Annotated in this window: 11 protein-coding genes, 2 tRNA genes and 1 pseudogene; 8 read left to right on the forward strand and 6 right to left on the reverse strand. The window is 67.0% G+C overall.

Going from position 1 to position 14,630, the window contains the following annotated elements; genetic code table 11:
- Positions 1–2 precede the first annotated feature (2 nt).
- Positions 3–1,919 carry a DNA primase gene (dnaG, locus tag GOPIP_RS19425; protein ID WP_006371481.1) on the forward strand — a complete coding sequence of 639 codons (1,917 nt, stop codon included), beginning with the start codon at positions 3–5 and terminating at the stop codon, positions 1,917–1,919.
- A 78-nt stretch (positions 1,920–1,997) separates the two neighbouring features.
- Here dnaG and GOPIP_RS19430 read toward each other — a convergent pair whose 3' ends face one another.
- On the reverse strand, positions 1,998–2,162 hold the full coding sequence (locus tag GOPIP_RS19430) for a hypothetical protein (protein ID WP_006371482.1): 165 nt from the start codon (positions 2,160–2,162) through the stop codon (positions 1,998–2,000).
- Between the two features lie 569 nt (positions 2,163–2,731).
- On the opposite strand from GOPIP_RS19430, the gene GOPIP_RS19435 reads away from it, so the two are divergent.
- From GOPIP_RS19435 to GOPIP_RS19445, 3 genes are read left to right on the forward strand one after another with little or no spacing between them, the layout of a single operon-like run.
- A complete protein-coding gene (locus GOPIP_RS19435; protein WP_006371484.1) occupies positions 2,732–4,978 on the forward strand; it encodes a glycerol-3-phosphate 1-O-acyltransferase in 2,247 nt (748 codons plus the stop codon).
- Positions 4,975–6,462 carry an HAD-IB family hydrolase gene (locus GOPIP_RS19440; protein ID WP_006371485.1) on the forward strand — a complete coding sequence of 496 codons (1,488 nt, stop codon included), beginning with the start codon at positions 4,975–4,977 and terminating at the stop codon, positions 6,460–6,462. Before GOPIP_RS19435 ends, GOPIP_RS19440 begins: the two co-directional genes overlap by 4 nt.
- On the forward strand, positions 6,459–7,883 hold the full coding sequence (locus GOPIP_RS19445; RefSeq protein ID WP_006371486.1) for a wax ester/triacylglycerol synthase domain-containing protein: 1,425 nt from the start codon (positions 6,459–6,461) through the stop codon (positions 7,881–7,883). Before GOPIP_RS19440 ends, GOPIP_RS19445 begins: the two co-directional genes overlap by 4 nt.
- A 42-nt stretch (positions 7,884–7,925) precedes the next feature.
- On the opposite strand, the gene GOPIP_RS19450 is transcribed toward GOPIP_RS19445, so the two are convergent.
- Positions 7,926–7,998 (reverse strand) — tRNA-Asn (locus tag GOPIP_RS19450).
- A gap of 174 nt (positions 7,999–8,172) precedes the next feature.
- Positions 8,173–8,249 (reverse strand) — tRNA-Ile (locus GOPIP_RS19455).
- Between the two features lie 124 nt (positions 8,250–8,373).
- Here GOPIP_RS19455 and GOPIP_RS19460 point away from each other — a divergent pair.
- Positions 8,374–8,799: a pyridoxamine 5'-phosphate oxidase family protein gene (locus GOPIP_RS19460; RefSeq protein ID WP_006371487.1), complete on the forward strand. Its 426-nt coding sequence runs from the start codon at positions 8,374–8,376 to the stop codon at positions 8,797–8,799.
- 19 nt (positions 8,800–8,818) lie between these two features.
- On the opposite strand, the gene GOPIP_RS19465 is transcribed toward GOPIP_RS19460, so the two are convergent.
- Both GOPIP_RS19465 and GOPIP_RS29740 read right to left on the reverse strand, forming a co-directional pair.
- Positions 8,819–9,571 carry a GntR family transcriptional regulator gene (locus GOPIP_RS19465; RefSeq protein ID WP_006371488.1) on the reverse strand — a complete coding sequence of 251 codons (753 nt, stop codon included), beginning with the start codon at positions 9,569–9,571 and terminating at the stop codon, positions 8,819–8,821.
- Positions 9,531–9,620 (reverse strand): annotated as a pseudogene (locus GOPIP_RS29740) (acyl-CoA dehydrogenase family protein); the annotation flags it as partial. The gene GOPIP_RS19465 and the pseudogene GOPIP_RS29740, both read right to left, overlap by 41 nt.
- Positions 9,621–9,734: 114 nt before the next feature.
- Between GOPIP_RS29740 and GOPIP_RS19470 the strand changes: the two are divergent.
- On the forward strand, positions 9,735–10,595 hold the full coding sequence (locus GOPIP_RS19470) for an Rv1363c family protein (protein ID WP_210739538.1): 861 nt from the start codon (positions 9,735–9,737) through the stop codon (positions 10,593–10,595).
- 1 nt (position 10,596) lies between these two features.
- Here GOPIP_RS19470 and GOPIP_RS19475 read toward each other — a convergent pair whose 3' ends face one another.
- Entirely contained in the window at positions 10,597–11,766 is a 1,170-nt protein-coding gene (locus GOPIP_RS19475) for a TetR/AcrR family transcriptional regulator (protein WP_006371490.1), read from the reverse strand.
- Positions 11,767–11,949: 183 nt separating this feature from the next.
- Between GOPIP_RS19475 and GOPIP_RS19480 the strand changes: the two genes are divergently transcribed.
- Together GOPIP_RS19480 and fadD5 are read left to right on the forward strand one after the other, a co-directional pair.
- Positions 11,950–12,777: an enoyl-CoA hydratase-related protein gene (locus tag GOPIP_RS19480; protein WP_006371491.1), complete on the forward strand. Its 828-nt coding sequence runs from the start codon at positions 11,950–11,952 to the stop codon at positions 12,775–12,777.
- Between the two features lie 90 nt (positions 12,778–12,867).
- On the forward strand, positions 12,868–14,472 hold the full coding sequence (fadD5, locus tag GOPIP_RS19485) for a fatty-acid--CoA ligase FadD5 (RefSeq protein WP_006371492.1): 1,605 nt from the start codon (positions 12,868–12,870) through the stop codon (positions 14,470–14,472).
- Positions 14,473–14,630: the final 158 nt, after the last annotated feature.

Below are 14,630 nucleotides of genomic sequence, written 5' to 3' on the forward strand. Positions count from 1 at the left end.
AAGTGGCAGGCCGAATCCCCGATCGCGACATCACGGCAATCCGTGAGCAGACCCGCATCGAGGACATCATCGGCGAGTACGTGGCATTGCGCCAGGCCGGTCCCGATCGGCTCAAGGGACTGTGTCCCTTTCACGACGAGAAGACCCCGTCGTTCCACGTCCGCCCGGTGCACGGCCATTTCCACTGTTTCGGATGCGGCGAGGGCGGCGACGTCTACAGCTTCCTGCAGAAGCAAGAACACATCGGCTTCGTCGAAGCCGTCGAGCAGCTCGCCGACCGGATCGGCTATCAGATTCACTACGAGGGCGGCGGACCGAGTGTCGCGCGTGATCGCGGCACCCGGGCGCGCCTGGCCGCCGCGAATGCCGCGGCACACAAGTTCTACGTCGAGCAACTGCGCTCACCCGAAGCGCAGATCGCGCGCGACTATCTGACCGAACGCAACTTCGACGCGGCCGCGGCGGCGCAGTTCGGCTGTGGGTATGCCCCGGCCGGCTGGGACACGATGACCAGACACCTGCTCGGTCAGGGCTTCGAGTTCGACGAGCTCCGTGAAGCGGGACTGTCGAAGGAGGGCCGCAAGGGGCCGATCGACCGGTTCCATCGGCGGCTGCTCTGGCCGATCCGCAATCTCGGCGGCGACATCATCGGCTTCGGAGCGCGCAAACTCTTCGACGACGACAACCTCGGCAAGTACATGAACACCCCGGAGACCATGCTGTACAAGAAGTCTCAGGTGCTGTTCGGTCTGGATCTGGCGAAGAAGAACATCGCCAAGGGCCATCAGGTGGTCATCGTCGAGGGGTATACCGACGTGATGGCGATGCATCTGTCCGGGGTGACCACGGCGGTCGCCTCGTGCGGGACGGCCTTCGGTGAGGATCATCTGGCGCTGGTGCGCAGGCTGATGATGGACGACTCGTACTTCCGTGGCGAGGTGATCTACACCTTCGACGGCGACGACGCGGGAAAAGCGGCTGCGCTCAAGGCTTTCGAAGGAGAACAGTCGATCGCCGGGCAGACCTTCGTGGCGATCGCCCCCGACGGCATGGATCCGTGCGAACTGCGGCAGGAGCGGGGCGAGGCCGCAGTACGCGACCTGATCGCCCGCCGAATCCCGATGTTCCAGTTCGCGATCAAGACACTGATCGCCGCGCACGATCTCGACACCGCCGAGGGCAGGGTGCACGCGCTGCGTGAAGCGGTGCCGGTGGTGGCCCGCATCAAAGACGTTGCGCTGCGCGACGAGTACGCACGTCAACTCGCCGGCTGGGTGGGCTGGGAAGAGGTGCCGCAGGTGCTCGCCCGGGTCCGTGAGGAAGCCGCCCGGCACAACCGCGCCACCGGCCGCGCACAGACATCCGGGGCTTCGGGGATGCGACGCGACCGACCCGAGGCGGCGAAAGACCCGGGGTCGGCGCGTCCCCGCCCCGACGACCCGCGGCTCTGGCCGCAACGCGAGGCGTTGAAGGCGGCGCTGCAGTATCCGGCGATCGCCGGGACGGTGTTCGACTCGCTTCCGTCCGAGTGCTTCACCGAGCCGATCTACATGCGGTTGCGCCAGGCGATGGCCGACCTCGGCGGCACGTCGTCGGGCATGGGTGGCGCGCAATGGGTGGACGCGGTGAACCACGAGGTCGACGACCCGGTGCTCTCACCGATGGTCACCGAACTCGCCGTGGAGCCGATGAGCGTGACCGAGGACAACATCCCGCGCTACGTCAACAGCGTGCTCGCCCGCTTGCAGGAGGTGTGGGTCGGTGCGCAGATCGCCGACATCAAGTCACGCCTGCGGCGGATGGCGCCCAGCGAGGACCCCGACGCGTACAACGCCGTCTTCGGTGATCTCGTCGCACTCGAGGCCTATCGCCGCAGTCTGCTCGAGCAGGCCGTCGACCCCACCCAGGGCGTCGGCTGACCGAGGCCTTTGCCGGGCAGTGCGCTCAAGAGGCCTTGGCCGGGCAGTGCGCTCAGAGGCCGTTGCCGGGCAGTGCGCTCAGGCCGCTTCGGAACGGATACCTGGACGCAACTCGGCCGGATACATCGGTCGATGCGGGTCGTCGGCGTTGTAGACGCAGCCACCCGCATATGTGTGGATGCCCGAGCAGCGGTCGGGGATCGGGCGCGGACGCCCCCAGATGTGATCGGCGGTCGGAGTCATGGTCGCCTCCTCGGTACTTCGTGGACGATGCACAGAAGTATGGGGGCATACCTGTCCGAATGGGCAGTGAGCGCGGTGTTTCACTCGCGATGAGCGTAGGTGAGGTGTCTCACACTCCGGTGCGGGTGATGCGTCGGACCCCGCGCAGTCGAATCCGAACGACGGCGACGTGGGCGCTGTGGCCGCACGCAAACACGTTGAGCCCGAACCGATGTGATCACCGGTCCGGGCTCAACGTCAGTTGGTTCTGGTCTGGTCAGTCTTTCCTGCCGGGAATCCCGATCGCGAATCCGATGCCGATGATCACGCAGGAAACCAGTGCGACGGCCGGCATCACCCACATTGCGTTCATGTCGGGAACGCTACGCTTCGGCGCCCGCGGTGACGGGGTGTTTGCGAGAGATCGGGACCTTGGCCCGCCAAGTCGGGTCTTTGGGCCCGGCAAGCCTGCCCGGGCCGAGTCGGACGGCGACACGAGGCGATTCCCGGCGTTCAGCTGAGCGTGCGGTGTGTTGTGGGCCACAATGGCCGTTACCCGGAGTCGTCGGGATGAGGAGAGGTGGCGGTCGTTGACAGACATCGTGCTCGCGGAGGTCGGGACGCCGTGCGAGCGGCAGGTGGTGGCGGAGTGGGCGCAGACCGCACATCCCGACGCATTGTTGCGGACCCTCGACGAGATCGACGCCGAGACGCTCCAACCCGAGACCGCGCTCATCCCCGCACGCGTCGTGTGGCTTCCCCCGGTCCGCAAGGGCGAGCGTCGGGTGTCGGTGGCCGACGTTCTCGTGCTGTCGAATCCGCGGCGACCGCCGGCCTTCCGGCAGAACGCGATCAAGAAACGCCGACCCGATCGGGTGCGGGTGGCCGTCGGGGAGGCGGCCACGGTCGCCGATCTACGTGCCAGGCACGAACAGTCGTCGGCGGAGGGGGAGGCGTTCACCGCATTCGTGGGGGTACAGGCGGCGTTGTCGGCCGAACGGGCCGAACGCCAGATCGTCGGCGACCGATACAAGGTGCCCCGGCTGGTCGCCGAACAGATCGGTTCCTCGGCACGTTTTCGTGACAATGCCGCGAAACTGGCCGCCGATCTCGGCCGGCCGGTCGCCGCGGTGGTGACCGAAGCCACCGACAAGATGTCGGCGTTCGTGGCCACCCAGAGCCGGCTCATGGACGACGTGTTCTCCTCCACGTTCCGAGCGCTCTACGAGCGCGCGTGGACGGTGTCGGTCGACCTGGACACCCTCGGCCGGCTGCGCACGCTGAACAAGAGCCACGGTCTGATCTTCCTGCCCTCGCACCGCTCCTACGTCGACACCCTGGTGCTCTCGGAAGTCCTTCGCAGCCATGACTTCCCACCGAATCTGGTGCTCGGTGGCAACAATCTCGCGATCTGGCCGATCGCCCCGGTGGCGCGGCGCGCGGGAGTGATCTTCATCCGGCGCAAGTTCGGCGGCGACCCGGTGTACAAGTTCGCGATGCGCTCGTATCTGTCGTTCATCGTCGACAAGCGCTTCAACCTCGAGTGGTACATCGAGGGCGGCCGCAGCCGAACCGGCAAACTCCGCCCGCCGAAACTCGGCCTGCTCTCGTATGTGGTCGATGCGATCGAACAACTCGACGACGCCGACATGATGGTGGTGCCGACCTCGATTGTCTACGACCAACTCCACGAGATCGCGGCGATGGCACGCGAATCGGCCGGTGGCGCAAAGAAGCCCGAGGACGTCACCTGGCTGTTGAAGTACGCCAAGGCCCAACGCACCCATCTCGGCGAGGCGCGGGTGCGCTTCGGGACACCCTTCTCGCTGCGCGAGGCCATCGCCGACGGCGGGGACGATCCGGCGGCACTGGACAAGATCGCGTTCCGCGTGATGGACGAGATCAACGCCGCCACACCGATCTCGGCCACGTCGCTGGCCGGCTTCGCACTGCTGGGCGCGGGCGAGCGAGCCTACACCGCCGGCGAGATCGAGGAGATCCTCGAGCCGCTGCTGGACTACATCGACCGCCGGGGGCTGCCCGGTCCGGACGCACAATTGTGCCGCGGCCTCGGTTTGCTCTCGACCCTGCGCGAACTCACCACCGCGGGAGTGCTCACCCGATTCGACGGCGGCACCGACACCGTCTGGTCGATCGCGCCGGGCAATCATGCCGTCGCCGCGTACTACCGCAACGGCGCCCTGCACCACTTCGTCGACCGTGCCATCGTCGAGATGGCGTTGGTGGCCGCCGATCGCGGCGATCTCGAGGCCGATGTCGATGCGATGCTGGCAGCGTCGCAGCAGGAGGCACTGCGCATCCGCGATCTGCTGAAGTTCGAGTTCTTCTTTCCGACCAAAGAGGTGTTCCTGCATCGCCTCGGCGCCGAACTCGACCTCATCGCACCCGAGTGGCGCGAGACCCCACCGACCCCGGAATGGATTCACCAGACCCTGCTCGCCACGTCCGGCGCGCTGTTCGCGCGGCGCACACTGCAGACGTTCTTCGACGCGCAACTCGTTGTCGCGCAACGGCTCGTCGCCCTCGACGACGCGCCCATCGACAAGGAGCAGGTGCTCGCCGACTGTCTCGGACTCGGCCGCCAGTTGGAATTGCAGGCGGTCATCCGCAGCAAGGACTCGGTGTCGACCGAGCTGTACGACGCTGCATTCCGTCTTGCCGAGAACCGTCATCTGATCAGCCCGGCGGAGGGCTCCGAGCGGGGTGTCGATCTCGCCGTGGCGCGGCGGGCGTGGCTCGACGAGGTCGAGGAGATGCGCGAAAGGCTGGCCAAGATCGCGGCGATCGAGGGCGAGCAGGCCGGGGGCATCCGGTGAGCGCGCTCGCCGCGCGACTCGCCGAGATCCGATCGGCCAAGCGCGGCAAACAGATCGGGGCGTTCTTCGACTACGACGGCACGTTGATCGAGGGATTCTCGGCGACCGCGATCATCGGGGCGCGGGTGCGCAGCATGGAATTCGGACTCGGTGAACTCGCCGACTTCCTGCTCATCGGACTGCGCGGCGTCGAGTCCGAGCAGGATTACGCCGAGGTGCTCGACGCGACCCGACCGACGTTCGCCGGAAAGACCTATGAGGACCTACTCGCGTTGGGCGAGAGCCTGTTCAAGCACGAGACGGCCGCGCAGCTGCGACCACAGATGTGGCAGATCCTGCGTGCCCATCGGGCGATGGGCCACCGCATCGTCATCGCGTCGTCGGCGACGCGGTTCCAGATCGCCCCGATCGCCCGTGAGATCGACGCCGATCACGCCCTGGCCACCGACGTGGAGGTGATCGACGGCGTGGTGACCGGTCGGGTGGTGGGCCGGCCATTGTGGGGGCCGGGTAAGGCGGCGGCGGTGCGTGCGCTGGCGCGAGAACACGATATGGATCTCGACGCGTCGTTCGCCTACAGCGACGGCAACGAGGACATTCCGTACCTGGAGTCGGTGGGGCATCCGGCGGCGGTGTCGCCCAAACATGTCCTGCGCGCCGAGGCGCAAGCCCGGGGATGGCCGATCCTGGATCTGCGCAACCCGACCCACAATCGACTCGAGATGGCGGTGCGCACCGGCGCGTTCTACGGCACCTTTCTCACCTCGGCGGCGGTCGGGGTGCTCGGTGGGCTGGTGCGGCGGGACCGGTCGGCGGAGATGATGCAGTCCGCGGTGTCCGGAGGTATGGACGTCGGGCTCGCGCTGGCCGGGGTGCGTGTCGAGGTCATCAGTGGCGCAGAGTATCTGACGTCGGCGCGCCCGTGCGTCTTCGTCTTCAATCATCAGTCGAAACTCGATCTGCCGGTGATGATTCACCTGGTGCGCTTCGATGCCACGGGCGTCGCGAAGAAGGAGATCGGCCGGCTACCGGTCTTCGGGCAGGTCCTCGACGCCGCCGGGGTGGTGTTCATCGATCGCGCCGACGCCGGGAAGGCCATCGAGCAACTCGCGCCCGCGGTGGCGAAACTCCGCGACGAGGGCGCCTCGTTGGTCGTCGCACCCGAGGGAACCCGTTCGGCGACACCACGAATCGGCCCGTTCAAGAAGGGGCCCTTTCACATCGCGATGCAGGCCGGGGTACCGGTGGTCCCGGTCGTGTTGCGCAATACCGGGGAGCTGATGTGGCGCGGGGCGCAGCTGATCAAGCCCGGGGTGGTGGAGGTCAAGGTGCTCGAGCCGGTGGACACCTCGTCGTGGATCGCCGACGACATCGGGCGCCACGCCGAAGAGGTTCGGCAACAATTCATCTCGACGCTGGCCGACTGGCCGGTCGACTATGGCGAGGACGGCGGGGCAGCGCCGGACCAGGAAGTGATCGGATGAGCGGGGACCGCCCACTCGACTGGGGCACCGAACCCCACATGAGCCCGGTCGACACCGTGATGTGGCGTGGTGACAGCGATCGCCGGCTGCGTGGCACGATCTGCATGCTGGAGATCTACGACCGTGTGCCGGACTGGGATCGGCTGATCGCCGCCCACGAGTGGGGAAGTCGTATGGCACCGCGCTTTCGGCAGCGGGTGATCGACTCGCCGTTCGGTACCGGCACACCGAGCTGGGCGATCGACCCGGAGTTCGACCTGCACTATCACGTGCGCCGGCTACGGTTGGCAGGAGACGGCTCGATGCGCGAATTGCTGTCCACCTGTGAACAATTGGCGATGACCGCGCTCGACCCGGCGCGGCCACCGTGGGAGGGCTATCTCATCGAGGGGCTGCCCGACGGCAAGGCGGCGTACTTCCTCAAGGGCCACCACGCGCTGACCGACGGTCTCGGCGCGATCATCGCACTGGCGCAACTGCATTCGACCACCCGCGAGCCGAAACCCGATAAGCCGCAGCCGCCCGAACCCGCGCCGGTCAACGTCTCGGCACTGGAGGTGTTACGTCGTCAGATCGGCGACGAGGTGGCGCGGGTACCGCATCGCGTCGACGTCGTGGTGAGCGGTGCCCGTGCACTCGTCGACCCGCAACGGGCGTTGAGCAAGGTACTTCGCTACGGACGTTCGGTGCCGCGGGTCGCCGGTTTGGTGAGCCCGCCCGGGTCACCACTGCTGGCCCATCGCAGCCTGTCGTGGCGGTTCGCGGCGTTCGAGGTGCCCTTCGCCGATCTGCGGGCCGCCGGGTCGGCGGTGCGTGCCTCGGTCAACGACGTGTACCTGGGCGGCCTGATCGGCGGATTCCGCATTTATCACGAACGCCTCGGCCGGCCGGTCGAGGCGATCCCGGTGGCGATTCCCATCTCGGTACGCCGACCCGAGGACCCCGAGGGAGGCAATCGGATTGCGGTGGGCCGCATGGCCGGTCCCGTCGGCATCGCCGACCCCTTCGAGCGGGTGCTGACGATCCGCGAGCAGGTGCGGGCGGCACGCACCGAACCCGCCGTCGACGTGTTCAACACCATGGGGCCGGTACTGGCCTGGATACCGGGACGGCTGCTGGGACAGTTCAGCGGCGCCACGAGCGGCAACGACCTGCAGGCCAGCAACGTACCGGGAATCCCATGGGAGACCTTCGTCGCCGGCGCCAAGGTGGAACGAATGTATCCCTTCGGCCCGCTGCCCGGCTGCGCGGTGATGGCGACGATGATCACCCATAACGGCATTGCCTGTCTGGGAATCAATTTCGATGCGGCGTCGATCACCGAACCGGAGATCTTCGCCGAGAGCGTCGTCGCCGGATTCGATGAGGTGCTCGCCCTGTCCGGGGCCGCCTCGCCGGCGACCATGACCCACGTGGTGTGAGGCGAAAAGCAAAAAACCGCCTGTGACCAGGCGGTTTTTAAGCTCCCCCAACTGGACTCGAACCAGTAACCGTTCGATTAACAGTCGAATGCTCTGCCAATTGAGCTATGGGGGACTGCTCGGGTGGTGCCGGTGTCCCCCCGTCGGGGCGGCATCAGAACCGAACGCTGACTCTAGCGCATGGATCGGGCAAAGAACAAAACGCCAGTTCGCGGGTACCTTCTGGTGATTCCGGGTGATCCTGTGCCCGGTTGCCGGCACAAGATCACCCGGAACCGCGGCTGGGTGATGGTGGGGCGGGCGGGGCTCGAACCCGCGACCTACGGATTATGAGTCCGCGGCTCTAACCGACTGAGCTACCGCCCCGGTGGGCATCTCGTGCCCGAGCAGCGACATTACCCCACGGCCTGCGTGCGTCGCCCTCGCTGTGTCGCTGACGAGGCCGTCGCTGCTTGACGCATCCGGCAGGCCGGGGGCCTACCCTGGTGACATGGCTCTGAGTATCGAAGAACGACAAGCTTTTCTGGCCGAGCCCCATATTGGTGCGCTCTCGATCGAGGCGGGTGCCGACCGCGCTCCGCTCGTGGTGCCGATCTGGTATCAGTACACCCCAGGCGGCGACCTGTGGTTTCTGACCGGAGCCGATTCACGCAAGATGCGCCTGCTCGACACTGCCGGACGCTGTTCGCTGATGGTCGAGCGTCTCGACCCGTCGATCCGGTACGTCGCGGTGTCCGGGCCGGTGATCGATACCGCGCCGGGTACGCGTGCCGATCTCGTGGAGATGGCCGCGCGGTATCTGCCGGCCGAGAAGGTGGACGGCTATGTCGAGTTCGCCGCCGCCGAGCACGGTACCCAGACCCGCGTGACCGTCCGGACAGATCAGTGGGTCTCGGCGGACCTGGGGAACGTCTGACCCTACGTCCAACGCGATTTCAGCTGTCGACGTCGTTCCAGATGCCGGTCTGCTCAAGGTGTTTCACCAGTCGCTCGGCGCCGTCGTCGAATTGGCGGCGGGTCTGAGCGATCACCTCGTCGCGATCGCCGGCGCGGTAGGCCGCGATCAGTCGGTCGTGACTGTCCACGGCGACCTCGCCCCATTCCGGGTCGGAGGCGTAGAGCTGGGTGGGGGTGTAGCGCGCCGCCGAGAGCAGGAACCAGGCGAGTTTCTTCCCGGCCGCGATCACGTTGTGGCGCCGGTGGAACTCGAATTCCGCGTCGATGATGGCCGCCGTGTCGCCGGAGGCCACGGTCGAGCGCAACTTCTGGTTACACCACTCGAGGTCGGCGATTTCCTCGGAGGTGATCACCTCGGCGGTGCGCAGAGCGAGCTTCACCGCGATCTCACCTTGCAGCCAGAAGAGGTCGTCGACGTCGATGCGGTCGAGATCGGAGACCCGGTAACCGCGATGAGGCTCGAGGCTTACCATTCCCTCACCGCGCAGCGTGAGCAGGGCCTCGCGGACCGGTGTCACGCTCACCCCGAGCCGCTCGGCGGTCTCGTCGAGGCGGATGTACTCGCCGGGCCGGAAGTCCGCGGTCATGATCAGGTGCCGCAGATGCGCGGCGACCTCCTCGGACAGCTGCGGGCGGCGGCGCAGGCGCGCACGGTCGTCGGCGCCGCCCGCGCGACCTTCCGGACGCTCGGACGCCGAGGGTCGTGCCGATGATGTCGCGCTGGATTTCATTGGTGCCACCGTAGACCGTCGAGGTGAGTGCGCCACGCATCCGGCGTCGGGTCGAATCCGGGTGCGTGCGTCGCCCGTGGATCATCACGGCCGCCTCCGAATCATATGTTTGATATGTCTACCCGTGACCGGCGCCACAGATACTGCCGCTACATTGGTGGCCATGCCCAAGTCAGCACGCCGATCCACGCAGAGTTCTCCGGTGGACGAGAGCTCGCTTGCCGGCGATGGCGATGAGAGTGAGACCAGGGGAGACGTCGACACCGTAAGAGCGGGCGAGGACTCGGTCGGTGCAGGTGAGTGTGCCGGATCGGGGATCTCGGAACCCACCCCGCTCGACGGCGAGGGTTTCCTCGAGGCCAATCGCCGCGAGCGCGAGCGGTTGCGCGCCGACGCCGAACGCAAGGCGGCCCGCTCGTCGGACCCGGATCGGGTGCCGCGCAAACTCGGTGACGACGAGTCGGCTGCGACGTCGGGACCTGCACGGCGCCGGCGCCTGACGGTGGGCGGGAGCCGTGCCCTGTTCGCGGTGGTTGCGGTGCTCGTCGTGCTCGTGGTCGGACTCGGGGTGTCCACCGGTGTGCTGGCCTATCGCCTGCACAGCGCCGACAGTGCGGCGGCCGCCGGGCCGTCCGATGCCGACCGGAAGACCGTGATCGACACCGCCAAGAACTACGCCGCGACGCTGACCACCTACGACTCGTCGAACTACGGCGATCTCGACGCGCGTATCCGCCAGATCTCCACCCCCGACTTCGCCAAGACGTTCATCGCGTCCTCGCAGGACGCCCGAGCGGGTAACGCCAACGCCAAGGGAGTCTCCAAGGCCACCGCCGCACACGGGGGTATCGAGTCGATGAGCGCCGACAACGCCGTCGTGCTCGTCAGCCTGGATCAGACCATCACCTCACCGGAGCTGGCGAGCGAGGTGCCCCAGGGCATCCCGTATCAGTCCAGGGTGTTGGTGACGCTCACCAAACAGGACGGACGCTGGATGCTGGCGGGGTTCACGGTCGTCGAATAACTCACCGGGTCAAGAGAATTCGTCGACCGATCGCGTCGATGCGAGCCGGCGCGGGCGGCTGGGAGCCGCGAACCAGATCGGCGACGACCGCCAGTTCGGCATGGACCAGGAAGCGCGCTCGGCTCGCGTCGACGTCGGGGTGCGCCCGACATACCCAGGCTGCCCACTCCTCGACGTTGCGGCGTTGCTGGGTGCGCAGCGCGGTCCGGGTACGGGCCTCGAGATGGCCCGCTTCGGACAGGTAGACGGTCATCAGTTCCGGTGCAGCACAACATAGGTCGATGTAGCGTCGCACCATGTGTGCTACTGCGTCGGCCGGCGTCCGCGACGCGGCGAGGGCGTCGGCGATACTGGCGGTGGTACGGTCGGAGGCTCGCCAGAACGCTGCCTCGAGAATCGCCACCTTGCTGGTGAAATGCCGGTAGACCCCGGAGGCCGGGATGCCCGCGGCCTGCCCGATTTCCTCGATCGTCACGTCGTGGAAGCCGCGGACGGCGAACAGGGCGATCGATTCGGACAGGATGATCTCGCGTCTGCCCGTCGGGGAGAGTCCGGGTCCGGTCACGGGATCCGACGCGGCGGATTCGAGGAGATCGAGGTCGAGCAGGCTCATCGCCGCGTCGCAGAGCAGTTGTTGCACCTCTGGTGCCGGCAGAGTGGCCCGATGGGTGGCGGGGCTGGCCACGACACTGGTCATCGCGGCGGCGAGGGTGTCGGCGTCGTCGCGGTCGAGATCGGTGCGCGCGCGCAGAATCGCCGACCGGATACGACGATGCTGTGCGATCACCACCGCACGCACGTGTGCGGCGTCGGCCCCGCTCAGATACCGCGATTCCCAGCGATAGAGACCGCCGGTGCGCCGGTTCTCGATCGAGGTCGCCGCGATGGCTGCCAACAGTGCATGCAACTCCCGGCGTGGATCGGTCTCGGCCGGGACGTCCGAGGTGGCTGCGGCGAGACGGTCCGCCAAGACCGTGGTGGCCTCGGCGAACAGGGCGTATTTGTTGGGGAAGTGGCGATACAGCGCCGGTGCCGACACGTCTGCGGCCTCGGCGATGTCGTCGAGGCGGACCGCGTGAAAGCCGCCATCGCTGAACGCGCGCGCCGCCACCTCGATGAGGTGCTTGCGGCGATCGACCGGCCGCCGCCGGGGCGTACTCCGGATGGTCACGTCGACAGCGTAGTCGGATGGTCCATTCGCAGAGACGATCCAGGAAAATTTCACGAAAAGTGCTGCTGAAGCGCTTGTTGATAAAATATATGTTAATCGATATTCTCGTGATTCAGATCTCATGGTGGTGTACCGTGAGGCCTGCGCCCGCAGATGCGGACAGCGGCGAGAGTCAGGAGAGCGGTGAGCGAGAACACGACGATCGACGACGTGGCCGGCGGGGCGCAGGAGGCTCCCGGCGTGATCGAGTCACTCGACGACAGGGGCGTGGCGCGGCTGACGATCTCGCGGCCCGAGCGGATGAACGCCCTCGACACCGACGCCAATCGACGCATCGTCGAGGCATTGACGAAGTGGACGGCCGACGACTCCGTTCGCGTGGTCGTCATCGATGGTGCGGGAGGCAGTTTCAGCACCGGCGCCGACGTCACCTCCATCGCTCACGGCGGTGGCCTCGACGGACTGGGTCGCGAGCAGGCGCACGGGATCATCGCCTCCGGCTCGGATCTGGCCCGCGCATTGCGTGCGGTGCCCGTGCCGGTCATTGCTTCGGTCGACGGGGCCGCGGCGGGAATCGGTGCCTCGCTGGCACTGGGCGCCGACCTGATCTATGCCACCCCCCGGTCGTACTTCCTACTCGCCTTCATCAACATCGGTCTGATGCCCGACGGCGGGGCCTCGATGCTGGTGGCCGCCGCAGTCGGTCGGGCGCGCGCCAATGCGATGGCACTCCTTGGCGAAAAGCTCCGGGCGCCTGCGGCATACGACGCCGGACTGGTCACCGAGGTCCTCGAGGACCGCGCAGCACTCGACGCGAAGGTCGCCGCAGCGGTCGACAAACTCGCGGGTCTGTCGCCCTCGGCGGTGCGTCGAACAAAGGCGGCCCTCGACGCGCACACGATGTCGGGATTCGAGCCCGCGATCGAGCGGGAACTCGACGGGCAGACCGAGTTGCTCCAGTCGCCGGAGTTCCGCGCGGCGCTCGCCGCCTTCACCGGCCGACGAGGCTGATCCCCGGACCTGCCGCCGAGCACAGGCGCCGCACGTACATCATTGCCGCACAAGCGTATTCGCGAAGCACACCAAGGAGAAAACGCCACGATGACCGCCACGATCGACAACACCGCCGACCTCACCACCGAACCACTCCGGTCCCGTCGTAACCATTGGAACAACCAGGTCCGCCGGCATGCGTTCATGAATCCCGACGGACCGGCCCTGAAGTTCCTGGGCAACGTCACCACGTGGAAGCAACTCGACGAACGCACGCGCGGGTTCGCCGCTGCACTGAGCCGACGCGGCGTGGGCTTCGGCGACCGCATCCTGCTGGTCTTGCTGAACCGATCCGAGTACGTCGAGGCCGTGATGGGCGCCAACCTGATCGGTGCCATCCCGGTGCCGGTCAACGTCCGGATGAGCCCGGCGGAGATCGCGTTCCTGGTCCGCGATTCCGGTGCCAAGATCATCGTCACCGAGTCTCTTCTCGCGCCGCTGGCCGACGCGGTGAGTGCCTCGACCGGGGCGATCGACGCGACGATCGTCGTCGGTGACACCGACAACCCCGCGCACCTCAAGTTCGAGGACCTCGTCGCCGAGGATTCGTCGGATCTCCCCGAGATCGACGTGCCCGAGGAGTCGGTCGCACTGATCATGTACACCTCGGGTACCACCGGAAAGCCCAAGGGCGCCATGCTCACCCACCAGAACCTGCAGGCCCAGGCCGTGACCTGCCTGCAGGCCTTGAGTACCCGACCCGACGACGTGGGCTCGTGTGTGGCGCCGATGTTCCACATCGCCGGACTCGGCGCGATGGCGCCGCTGATCTACATGGGTGCGCTGTCGGTGATCCACCCGCTCGGGGCCTTCGACCCCGATGACATGCTCGACACCCTCGAGCGGGAGGGCACCACCTCGATCTTCCTGGTCCCAGCGCAGTGGCAGGCGGTGTGTGCCGCGCAGCAGGCCCGGCCCCGCGATCTCAAACTGCGGGTCATCAGCTGGGGTGCGGCCCCGGCGTCGGACACGGTGCTGCGCGCGATGAACGAGACCTTCCCGGACGCATTGAACGTCGCGGTGTTCGGCCAGACCGAGATGTCGCCGATCACCTGTGTCCTCGAGGGCAAGGATGCCCTGCGCAAGATCGGTTCGATCGGCAAGGTGGTGCCGGCCGTCACCGCCCGCGTCGTCGACCCGGAGATGAACGACGTCGCCCCCGGCGAGGTCGGTGAGATCGTCTATCGCGGTCCCAACATGATGATCGGCTACTGGCAGAACCCGCAGGGCACCGCAGATGCCTTCCACGGTGGCTGGTTCCATTCCGGAGACCTCGTCCGCCAGGACGATGAGGGCTTCCTCTACGTCGTGGACCGCGCCAAGGACATGATCATCTCCGGCGGAGAGAACATCTACTGCGCCGAGGTCGAGAACGTGCTGTTCGGCCACGAGAAGATCGCCGAGGCGGCGATCATCGGTCGCGCACACGAGAAGTGGGGCGAGGTGCCGGTGGCCGTCGTCGTGCTCGCCGAGGGCGTCGACGATCTGACCCTCGACGACCTCGAGCCGTACCTCAACGAGAATCTGGCCCGCTTCAAGCATCCCAAGGACCTCGTGATCGTCGACGAACTGCCGCGTAATGCCGGCGGCAAGGTCGTCAAGCCGTCGCTGCGATCGACCTACGGCAGCAAGGACGCCGGTCTGGCGAACTGACCGACCCCTTCCATGAACGCGGGGTGGACCCCGGTCGTGAGGTGATGTGCCACGCGCATCACGTCGTCGGCCGGGGTCTTTTTCGTGGTCGGCGGCCGGTCGGTGGTCCACGGCCAGGTCAAGATTCACAGATTCGAAAACTGAAACACGTTACAATC

This window comes from Gordonia polyisoprenivorans NBRC 16320 = JCM 10675 (genome assembly GCF_000241325.1).
In the GTDB taxonomy this organism is placed as follows: Bacteria; Actinomycetota; Actinomycetes; order Mycobacteriales; family Mycobacteriaceae; genus Gordonia; species Gordonia polyisoprenivorans.

Bases quoted from the DNA above. Each gene is read 5' to 3' on its own strand.
- GOPIP_RS19460 (WP_006371487.1), top strand. From the start codon at position 8,374: ATGGCTCTGAGTATCGAAGAACGACAAGCTTTTCTGGCCGAGCCCCAT.
- GOPIP_RS19445 (WP_006371486.1), top strand. From the start codon at position 6,459: ATGAGCGGGGACCGCCCACTCGACTGGGGCACCGAACCCCACATGAGC.
- GOPIP_RS19430 (WP_006371482.1), bottom strand. From the start codon at position 2,162: ATGACTCCGACCGCCGATCACATCTGGGGGCGTCCGCGCCCGATCCCC.
- GOPIP_RS19465 (WP_006371488.1), bottom strand. From the start codon at position 9,571: ATGAAATCCAGCGCGACATCATCGGCACGACCCTCGGCGTCCGAGCGT.
- fadD5 (WP_006371492.1), top strand. From the start codon at position 12,868: ATGACCGCCACGATCGACAACACCGCCGACCTCACCACCGAACCACTC.
- GOPIP_RS19470 (WP_210739538.1), top strand. From the start codon at position 9,735: ATGCCCAAGTCAGCACGCCGATCCACGCAGAGTTCTCCGGTGGACGAG.